This window comes from Amphritea sp., assembly GCF_048266285.1.
Taxonomy (GTDB): Bacteria; Pseudomonadota; Gammaproteobacteria; order Pseudomonadales; family Balneatricaceae; genus Amphritea.
This window is the reverse complement of record NZ_JBLWZV010000041.1, coordinates 1-10603: the sequence shown is the minus strand read 5'-3', so window position 1 is coordinate 10603 and position 10603 is coordinate 1. Positions and strand designations below refer to the sequence as shown.

Annotated in this window: 8 protein-coding genes; 5 read left to right on the top strand and 3 right to left on the bottom strand. The window is 46.7% G+C overall.

From position 1 onward, the window contains the following. Nucleotides 1–40: 40 nt before the first annotated feature. The gene (locus ACN0T0_RS20085; protein ID WP_417228598.1) at nt 41–358 is read right to left on the bottom strand and encodes a hypothetical protein; all 318 of its coding nucleotides are present in this window, start codon (nt 356–358) and stop codon (nt 41–43) included. A gap of 570 nt (nt 359–928) precedes the next feature. Between ACN0T0_RS20085 and ACN0T0_RS20080 the strand changes: the two genes are divergently transcribed. From ACN0T0_RS20080 to ACN0T0_RS20065, 4 genes are all read left to right on the top strand, one after another. After that, nucleotides 929–1945 carry an aldo/keto reductase gene (locus ACN0T0_RS20080; protein WP_417228596.1) on the top strand — a complete coding sequence of 339 codons (1017 nt, stop codon included), beginning with the start codon at nt 929–931 and terminating at the stop codon, nt 1943–1945. Between the two features lie 395 nt (nt 1946–2340). Continuing rightward, entirely contained in the window at nt 2341–3708 is a 1368-nt protein-coding gene (locus ACN0T0_RS20075) for a lyase family protein (RefSeq protein WP_417228594.1), read from the top strand. Nucleotides 3709–3934: 226 nt separating this feature from the next. After that, nucleotides 3935–5431, top strand: a complete 1497-nt coding sequence (locus ACN0T0_RS20070) for an aldehyde dehydrogenase family protein (RefSeq protein ID WP_417228592.1) — start codon at nt 3935–3937, stop codon at nt 5429–5431. Nucleotides 5432–5624: 193 nt separating this feature from the next. Next, nucleotides 5625–6494 (top strand): LysR substrate-binding domain-containing protein, encoded by an 870-nt coding sequence (locus tag ACN0T0_RS20065; protein ID WP_417228590.1) that lies wholly within the window; start codon nt 5625–5627, stop codon nt 6492–6494. A gap of 93 nt (nt 6495–6587) precedes the next feature. Here the strand turns inward: ACN0T0_RS20065 and ACN0T0_RS20060 are convergent, their stop codons facing one another. Both ACN0T0_RS20060 and dddP read right to left on the bottom strand, forming a co-directional pair. Beyond that, nucleotides 6588–8135, bottom strand: a complete 1548-nt coding sequence (locus tag ACN0T0_RS20060) for a BCCT family transporter (RefSeq protein WP_417228588.1) — start codon at nt 8133–8135, stop codon at nt 6588–6590. A gap of 168 nt (nt 8136–8303) precedes the next feature. Then, the gene (dddP, locus tag ACN0T0_RS20055; RefSeq protein WP_417228586.1) at nt 8304–9644 is read right to left on the bottom strand and encodes a dimethylsulfonioproprionate lyase DddP; all 1341 of its coding nucleotides are present in this window, start codon (nt 9642–9644) and stop codon (nt 8304–8306) included. Between the two features lie 363 nt (nt 9645–10007). On the opposite strand from dddP, the gene ACN0T0_RS20050 reads away from it, so the two are divergent. Next, on the top strand, nt 10008–10184 hold the full coding sequence (locus ACN0T0_RS20050; protein ID WP_417228584.1) for a hypothetical protein: 177 nt from the start codon (nt 10008–10010) through the stop codon (nt 10182–10184). The last annotated feature ends 419 nt before the right edge of the window (nt 10185–10603 follow it).

Here is a 10603-nt window from a genome sequence, read left to right as displayed (position 1 = left end):
GGTGCCATCAAGCTTTGTTACTTCTAATATAGGAAAAGCGTCACCCGCTTTGAGTTTTTGTGAATATGTCATCTCGGTTCCTTATAGAAAGCACTGTTCTAATGCGGTAAACAGTGTTTGATAGCTTCCTGCTAATTTCTGTACCGGTTTCAAGCCCCAGGAAAACATAGGCAAGATCTGGTCGGGCCTCACCAAAGGCGTTCATCAGAGCAAAAGCTTCCGCTTCAATATTGCCTTCCAGCTGAGAAAATGTGGGCTTTTCTTCTGCAACATAGTGGTTGGTATCAGCAGTAAGGCGTTTAATCGCGGGACTCTCTGTCAGGTAGCGGGCGTCTTCTGCTAAACCATTCAGGTACAAGCTGAAAGCGTTATCAATATGCTTGATCTAAGCTTGTGCTTGTTGCTGATACTGTCCAAGCGCGTTTTCTCGTATTTGCAGTGTTATCAGAACGGTGATCATTAACAGAGGAATGATTACCGCACAGAATAGTGATGTGATAAGTCGGGCTTTGATCGACATGACTAGCCTCTATCTCAGATTATTTATTATTTCTTTTACTGTACTTAGCGTGGCTTTTAGCGACAGGGAAAGGCCGTAGCGATAGCTGGCCAAACCTCACTTTAATGCTGACACAGCCTGATTAACGGACAATTGATTTATAGGAATGCCAGGTCAGACAAAAACTCATCCCTGATTTATTTATGGGCCTTAACATGGGGGGTAGAGGCCAGGTTTCTCCATAACAATATCAGGCATTACCTGATGTAATGACCCAGTGATTTTTATTGGTTTCTCTTTTTTTTCCCTCTGCGTCAATCTTGCTTTCAGAGCTTAAACACAAGCTTTTTAAACCAAGCTAGCTTGAGCCGGTAACTAAATAGGTAGCTATACCGGTAACAACAAGAATCAAGAATCAGGATTAACGCTATGCAATACGTACGTCTCGGCCAATCCGGCCTGAAAATATCCCGTCTGTGTCTGGGAACCATGAATATGGGCTCTAAAGAGTGGAAGCCCTGGATCTTTGACGAAAAGGAGAGCGAACCGATTATCCGTCACGCTCTGGATAACGGCGTTAACTTTATCGATCTGGCCGATTTTTATTCCGCAGGTGCCGGTGAAGAAGTGGTGTGTAACGTACTGCGCCGTATTGGTCGTCGTGATGAGATGGTTATCACGACAAAAGTGGGTTATGCCATGAGCGATGATATCAACGCTCAGGGACATTCCCGCAAGCATATTTTTGATGCGATCGATGCTTCTCTGACCCGTATGGGCATGGATTATGTTGATATCTATATGCTGCATTATTTTGATACCGAGACGCCGGTAGAAGAGACCATGGGTGCTCTGAACGATATTGTACTGGCAGGTAAAGCCCGTTATATCGGTATCTCGACCATGACCACTGGTCAGCTGGCGAAGATTCTGATGGTGTGCGACAAAAACGGCTGGCAGCGTCCGATCAATATGCAGCTGCAGCTGAACTGTGCTTACCGTGAAGAAGAGCGTGAGATGATTCCGTTCTGTATGGATCAGGGCATCGGTGTATCTGTCTTCAGCCCGCTGGCGCGCGGTATTCTGACTAATGATCTGCAGTCAAACCGTAATCAGACCGATTTCTTCACAGCAGAGATGTACAACGATCAGGCGTCAAAAGATATCTCTTACTCTGTTGCTAAGGTGGCTGATGCCCGTGGTGTACTGCCTGCTCAGATCGCTCAGGCCTGGGTGCTAAACAAGCCGGAAATCAGTTCTATGCTGGTTGGTGCTGATACAAAAGAGCAGTTTGATAGTGCCCTGGCTGCGGTGGAAACCAAGCTGACCGAAGAGGAAATTTATGAGCTGGAGCGCAACTACACGCCATGTGATCTGATTAACGACTACACCGCAGGTAAGCGTATTCCGCGCACTGCCCGTCCGGCTAAAGGAGATTTTGCCTGATCAACCCCTGCGTTATTTTTTGCTATAACCCTTGATGGTGATTAGCTCGGTAAACTCCAGGTGAAGGCAGTTAAATCTCTGTTTTCAGCCCTCTCGTGCAAGGGTTTGGGAGTTTACCTGACTTGTTAAGCCTTTTGTGTTCACTGCTCTTACAGATTGCTAAGCTGTAAGACAGTACTTTAGCCCTGCCAGAGCGGGGCTTTTTTATATCTATTTTCTTATATATATAGTGGTCTAATAAACCCGGACACCATTTTAGGTGGTAAATGAACAGTGGATGACCTCTCAAAAACTCTTATGACTTTTTTGCATACCCCTTTGTCTTTTTATCTCTTGTCCAAAACTAATGAAATCTTTTTTATAGAGTTTTTGCCCCTCTAATCAAGGACACCGGAATGACTGAAGTAGTGACATCGATACCCACTGAAACCATCAGGGAGCGAACAGAAATTGATCTTATTGGCCCTGTTCTTGTACCCTCTAATGCACTTTATGGAGGTCAGACTCAGCGGGCACTTAATCTCTATCCCTTAAATGGTGAAAAGCCGTTATCGGATTACCCTCAGCTGATTCGAGGTATACTGGCAGTTAAAAAAATTGCGGCACTCACTAATCGACAGACCGATGAACTCCCCTCTGAAGTTGCGAATGCCATTATTGCCAGTATTGAGTATCTGGAGGCTAATCTTCCGTTGGATCAATTCCCGGTACATGCTTGTCACGGTGGCGGTGGTATCTCTACCAATATGAATGTTAATGAGGTGCTGGCAAATCTGGTTAACCGTGATTTCTTCCAGCAACCGTTGGGCAGTTACCGCCCGGTCCATCCCAATGATGATATCAATCTGAATAACTCCACCAGCGATGCACTCACCACAGCATGCCACTTTGCAATAATTGAGCAGTGGCAGGGTTTACAGGTAGCAATTAAAGATTTGTCAGCTGAATTTTTACTACAGGCTGAGCAGTGGCAGCACGTACAAAAAATTTCCCGTACCTGTCTACAGGATGCGGTTGAGATCAGTTTTGCCGATCTTTTTAGTGGTTATATCAGTCTGATTGAGCGTAACCAAAAGCGGTTGGATCAAGATGTTGAAGCGCTTTATCGCATTAATCTGGGTGGCAATATTATTGGCCGTAAAGGTGACTGCTCAGAGGCGTTTTTTGCTCAGGTAATGCCGATGGTACAACAGGTGATGGGTACTGAAAAATACGAGCATAATCCTAACCTGTTTGATGCGTCACAAAACCACGATGATCTGATTGCTGTTGCCAATCGCCTGGATCTGTTTGCCCGTGGTCTATTGAAGATCGCTAAGGATTTCCGTTTGATGTCATCAGGCCCTGCGACCGGTTTTGGCGAGCTGCATTTGCCTGCGGTGCAACCAGGTTCCTCTGCCATGCCAGGTAAGGTCAATCCAACCATTCCTGAGTATCTGGTGCAATGTTGTATGCAGGTGTGTGGCCGCTGTTACTCCGTGCAAATGACCCAGGATCATGGTGAGCTGGATCTGAATGTTTGGCAGGCGGTAGTGATCCACAATCTGCTGGATGCGATGAGTTGTTTGGAAAACGGTATTCGCGCTTTTACCGAATATTGCGTCAGTGGTTTACGTCCAAATCTGGAACGCAACCAAGAGAATATTAATACTCTGATACCCGTCTTGATTCGTTTGAAACAGAAAAAGGGTTACTCGTTTGCTTCACGTATTTATAAAGAAACGGGAGGGGATTTGGAGCTGATTCTAGCTTATCTGGACTAGTCCATAGCAATTCAGTCATATACGGAACAGGCCACATTACTCTTAAAATAGGCGCTTGAATTTATAGGATGAGTTTTTTGCAGGGTTGGCATTCAGTAATGTCAATTGTGCCTGAGGGCACCTCTTTATAACATGCTTGTGTTCATTTTTGGCAGAGTGGCAGTCGATTCACTACCCTGAATTAAGTAGTCATTCTGCCTTTTATCTATGACTACAGGAAATCATCATGACAACAAATAATATTCCTCTGGCTTGGGCTCGTGACTGGCTGCAACAACCAAAACAACAGTACATCAATGGTCAATGGGTTGACGGTAACAGTGATGATTGGGTGGTCAGTAATCCGACCAATGGTGAAGAACTGTGCCGTTTTGCCATGGCGGATACAGATCAGGTTGAACAAACTGCTGTGATTGCCAATCAGAACCACGAAGCGGGTACCTGGTCGAAAATGAGCCGCACCGAGCGTGCTAATGCTCTGCGTCAAATCGCTGACCTGATCCGCAATAATGTCGAAAAGCTGGCGCTGTTGGAAACCCTACCAAACGGTAAGCTGTTTGCAGAATCCATGGCTGATGATATCCCAACCTGTGCCGATATCTTTGATTATTATGCTGGTTGGACCGATAAGTTTTACGGTGAAACCTCTCCGGTTGATGACGGTTTCCTGAACTACACCCTGAAAGAGCCCGTGGGTGTCTGTGGTCTGATCGCACCGTGGAACTTCCCGTTGTATCAAGCGAGCCTGAAGATCGCTCCGGCTCTGGCCATGGGCAATACGGTGATTATCAAACCGTCTGAATATACCCCGCTGACCATGATCTACCTGATGGAGCTTATCGACAGCGAACTGGATCTGCCTGCTGGTGTGCTGAATATGCTGCTTACCGACGGTGTTAACGCCAATCAACTGACCATCAGCAACAATGTACACAAGATCTCGTTCACCGGTAGTACAGGTGTGGGTCGTAAGATTGTACAGAATTCTGGCGCCTCTAACCTGAAAGCGGCCACCCTGGAGCTGGGTGGTAAGTCACCTTGTATCTTCTTTGAAGATACGCCGGATCTGGACGGTGCGGTTGATCGTGCCTTTACCGTGATGTTCTCCCACAAAGGTGAGAAATGCTCTGAGCCAACCCGTTTCCTAATTCACGACAGTATCTACGATACGGTAGTGGAAAAGCTGGTTGAGAAAGCGGAAGCGATCAAGTGTGGTGATCCACTGACTGAAGGTGTGGATCAGGGCCCGCAGTGTAATAAGGTTCAGTTCGATAAGATCATGGAGTATATCGAGATTGGTAAAACCGAAGCCAAACTGGTTGCTGGTGGTTATGCCGATATCGAAGGCGACAATGCTAAGGGGTACTATATCCGCCCAACGATCTTCTCTGATGTGCCGGCGGATGCCCGTATCGCCCAGGAAGAGATCTTTGGCCCGGTATTGAGTTGTATCCGTTTCCACAGCACCGAAGAAGCGGTACAGATCGCGAACTCAACGGAGTACGGTCTGGCTGCAGGTCTGTATACAGCTGATGTTTCCCGTGCTCACAAAGTGGCTGAGCAACTGGATGCCGGTATGCTGTTTATCAATCGTTATGGCTGTTACGGCCTGGCCGCACCTTTTGGTGGCTTTAAACAGAGTGGCTGGGGCAAAGAGATGGCGATTCACTCCCTAGCCTCCTACACCAAAACCAAAGGCGTTTGGGTGTACTACGGGGACTAATACGTTACCTGTATCCTTTGAATCAAGCAGAAAAAAGCGCTCTAGGGCGCTTTTTTTTGTACCTGTTCGTCTTATACTCAAAACACACAATTGCTCAAAATTGGTGGATTTAAGATTATGTAAGATAAAGCTTTTGGGCGAAAGTAGAATAAAAATATTTTGTGATGTTCAGGGCATTCTAGGTTTAAAAAATATGCGACAATTACCTTCTTTAACCGCGTTAAGAGTCTTTGAGGTGGCTGGCAAACAGCTCAGCTTTACAATGGCAGCCAAGCAGCTGCATGTGACGCAGGGTGCCGTTAGCCGACAGATCAAGCATTTGGAGGATTATCTGGGGGTTCCCCTGTTTGTGCGTATGCATCACAAACTGGAACTGACCGATTCAGGTCGACAGCTGCTGCAGAAGATTGAGCAGTCCTTTGATTTAATCGAAACTGCCGTTACTGAAATTCGTGATCCCAAGTTACGGCAAAAGCTGAATATTCTGGTCCCCCCCACCCTGGCCACACGCTGGTTAGCAAGGCGCTTAACAGAGTTCCATCAGCGCTTCCCTGAGCTGGAAGTGTCTGTTTATGATCATCCTAGTGAGCATGTATTATTTGACTGTGAAATTCGCTTTGGTCGTATGGCGAAACCCAAGCACTTTAGTGAGATGCTTTTTCTGGAGCAGCATGTACCTGTTTGTTTACCGGATATGATCGACAGGGCACAAAACCTGACGCTGGAAGCAGGCAATTTGCTACACATATTGCACGAAGGAGAAAGGTTGCCGGTATGGCGAGACTGGCTGGAGGCAGCAGGGCTCCGTCAACAAGTAGACGCAGATCGAGGCCTGTCGTTTAGTACACTGGATCAGGCCATCAGTTCATTAAAAGCGGGCACGGGTTTTGCGGTGATTGAGAAGCATATGATCAGCAGGGAACTGGAAGAGGGTCGACTGGCTCAGTTCAGTGATATCGAGGTGAGCGGCCCTTACGGCTACTGGCTGGATATTCCACCGGAGCGGCAGGGATTATCCAAGGTGATCTTTTTTAGAGAGTGGCTGCACGAGCAGTTGGCTTGATGGCAGACCGTGTTCTGCTTTCCAGCAGAACACGGTTGAGTTTTTTGAGAACGGTTTAAGGCCTGAACTTTAGAGGGAGGGCTAAGGTGCTGGCTATACTTCCTGTTGCATCGGCTCAGAGTCACTATCAGAATCGGTATCCATATCCTGTTTCTCCGCTATCAGCGCCTTGATAAAGCCAGCACACATCACAGATACGATAATCGCAAATGGGAAGCCCAGGATGATCAGGACCGCCTGAATCGCACCCATACCACCTACCATCAGCAACAGGATGGTCACGATAGATACGGATACCACCCAGAAAATGCGTTGCCAAACGGGGGCCAGATCACCATCCTGAGACGTCAGAATATTAATCACCAGAGTACCCGAATCTGCTGTGGTGATAAAAAAGACAAAGATTGAGAACAGTACCAGGTAGCTAATAAATTCAACGCCTGCAAACAGCTCAAAGAATTTAAACAGAGCGGTAGATGAGTCTGCAGATACGGCTGTTGCCAGCTCAGTGATCCCTTGATTATGAATCATATCCAGAGCGGTAATACCGAAGATGGATAACCAAACCAGTGAGAAAGCGACAGGGATAATCAGCACGCCAAAGACAAACTCACGAATGGTTCTGCCACGGGAGATACGGGCAATAAAGACACCGGTTGGTGCAGCGAAGGCGATCCACCAGGCCCAGTACAGTAGAGTCCAGCCTTCAAACCAGGAAGGGTTGGTTTGCGAGTAGGTTTCAAAGGTCAGAGGTACCAGATTGCTCAGGTAATCTCCAATGCTATTGACTGTCGCGTTAAGCACATCTGAGGTATTACCTGCAAACAGGACAAAAATCATCAGGCCGATAGCCACATTGATATTCAGTACCGACAGCTGCTTGATGCCCTTTTTAAGACCCAATAGCAGAGACAAGCAGGTCACAATACCAATACCGATAATCAAAGCGACCTGTACACCGACACCTTTAGGCACGTCAAACAGGTAATTCAGGCCGGAGTTGATCTGCATAACACCGAAACCCAGCGGCGTCACAATACCAATCACAGTTGCTAATACGGCAAAGGAATCGACAAAATCGCCGATAGGGCCGTAGATTTTTTTGCCAATCAGTGGGTAGAGAGCAGAGCGCATCTCAATAGGTAGGTTTTTACGATAAGCCGCATAAGAGATCACTAAAGCCACAATAGCGTAGATTGCCCAGGCATTAAAACCCCAGTGAAAAAAAGTAATGGTCATGGCCTGCTCCATCGCCTGGGCCGTTTTAGCTTCGGCCACCGGTGGTGACAGATAATGCATAACAGGCTCGGCAACACCAAAAAAGACCAGGCCAATGCCCATGCCGGTGGAGAACAGCATAGCCCCCCAGGCAAAGGTACTGAACTCGGGACGTTCATGATCCTGCCCCAGACGCAGGTTACCGATTTTAGTACTCATACCGCAATAGGCCAGTACCAGCATAAAACCTGCAACACTGAGCATGTAAAACCAGCCAAACTTTACTGCGATTAGATGCTGCGCCTGTTTAACCAGGGCTGTAGCAATGTCCGGGGTGACCAGGACAAATAGGATCAGAATACTCAGGACAGCGCAGGAGACTGCAGCGACCCGTTTCTTATAGTTGTTCTCTGTAGTGATCATATTAGGTTACTTCTTTTATGATTGTGGGAAGTACCACTGAGATAGGATCATGTAGCTTCTTGCTATCCCGTGGTTGAAAGGCGCTGGATGTCATCCAGCGCTCAAGGTTTCAAGCCTGTAAACTGCTTAGACAAATCTGAAACAGTGTTACAAGCCTGAAAACAGTGCTTATTTCAGCAGGGCCTCTTCAAACGGGTAGGTGGTCAGGTTTTCAAAACCGTTTTCAGTGATGATGACCTGATCTTCCAGCTTAACGCCCTCTTTGCCGCCAACAGCGCCAACGTAGGCTTCTACACATAACGCCATGCCGGGTTCCAGTACGCCGCTGTAACCGTGACCTTCCAGATCTTCAGGGTAACGGATGGATGGATATTCATCACATAGGCCCACACCGTGCATCATCACGCCATAGCGCTGCGCGCGGAACTCTTCCGGTAAGCGCACACCGGCACGAGTGACCTCTTCAAAGGTCATGCCTGGGCGCAGAATTTCCATATTGTGTTGGATATGGTCATAGGCCACTCGATACAGGCGTCTTTGTTCTGCCGTGGGCTCGGCATCACCAATCATCCAGGTACGGGAGATATCGGCACAGATACCATAAGGGCCGACCAGATCGGTATCGAAAGCCAGCAGTTCACCGTTTTGCACAACACGCGGGCCCGACTCCTGGAACCAGGGGTTTGTGCGTGGGCCGGAAGACAATAAGCGGCATTCAATCCATTCGCCGCCACGCTTAATATTTTCAGCATGCAATACTGCCCAGATATCATTTTCGGTAGCTCCTGGTACAGAAGCCTGCTGCATCTTAGCCATGGCAATTTCAGTGGAAGCCAGCGAGCAACGCATGGCGTTAATCTCATCCTCGTTTTTGATAGCGCGGGCCAGTTCCATCACTTCCTGACCATCGAAGGTTTCGATATTCAGACGATCCAGCTCACGCAGACCTACGATTTCGATCTTGTCTAACGCCAAGCGGCGGTTATTGCCGCTATGCTCTTTTAAAATGGACTCGATCTCTTGAGCAAAGTGACGGGCATGTTCTGTAGTGCGATCACCGGTTTCAAAGTAGAAGAAAGAAGCTCCACCACGCAGCTCCTTAACTAGCGGTAGGTGAGCGGTGAGGTGATCACAGTTATGGAAATCCCACAAAATGATATGGCCAGAGGCAGAAACAAAGCAGGCGCGAGCAGAGTTGTGGGTTATCCACAGCTGCATATTGGTAGAGTCCGTGGCGTAACGAATATTCAGCGGATCAAACAGTAGAATACCACCTAGGTCACGCTTTCGCAGTTCATTTACAATGCGTTGTAAACGGTACTCACGCATACGTGTGAGGTCTGGGGCTATCAGCCCCAAGGCTTCCCACTCGTTAAAGGCCAGATCCGTTGGACCTATTTCCACTCGGTCATTTTCATTGGGAGAACCATCGGGTTTAAAAGCGCCGCGTCGACGCGTTGGGTCGATTTTTCGGTTTGAACTTGCAATTGAAAAAGGGGACCAGTTCATTAAGCTAACCTCATATTTTTGTTGTGTTTATTGTGATAAGCCAGCACCTGTTGAACGCTGAAGAACTACGTATCCGGTGGACTACAATCGAATGAGGTTTATTATTCGGGGGATGCTAGGATTGAACAACGCACTAAAAAACAATCTGCTATGACTTAATGTAATGGTAGATCAAATAGGCCTTCATCTTAGGTATAGAGCTTGCCTGATAAGACTGCTAATTAAGGGATTACATCGGCGATCAAAGTCTTGTCTGAAAAATCAAAGAAATATCAGTGGATTCAATCTTAATGTAATTCTGACATTAATTGGAGTGGACCTCGTTCAGTAGACATCCTATGACTATTATTCCATAAAGGGCTAGTGATCTTAACACCCTCAGATTGGCTTAAAGCGGCTGATGGAGATTATGCAGATGAGTACCAAAAATATAAGGCTGGAGTCGTTAAGGCTCATTTGCCTTTGTTATGGAAGCAGATTGAAGAAATGGCTTCAGGCCCAGAATTAAATTTAGAGTTTTTTTATGAAGTATCATCTTAACTATGCCTAACGACATGTTAAGTGAAATTAAATACCGGTGACGAGAAAAGTTAGTCGAATGGGCCGAAGAAAAATTAATAGTACGGTCTATTAATCGAGACTTTCATGTTAGTTGTTTCAGCTAGGTATGAACTAGGTTACTAAAAGTATACTTATTGCATTCAGTCTCTAGGGAACTAAAATATACCGTAAGACGCTCGCCATTAGGTAACTACGCATATTCAATAACTATGAGTGACGTTTTTATTATCAATGACGATAAACTACGTTACTTAGCTTCTTTAAATGACGAGGGGCTGTATGAAAGCTAAAGTTAAAGTTGACCAAAAAGGGCGTAAGAGCGTTATTGATGCTTGTACCGAGCCTTGTGCGATCGAAAAAGGCATGAGGATTTTGGGTTCAAAGTGGAAAGGTTCAAT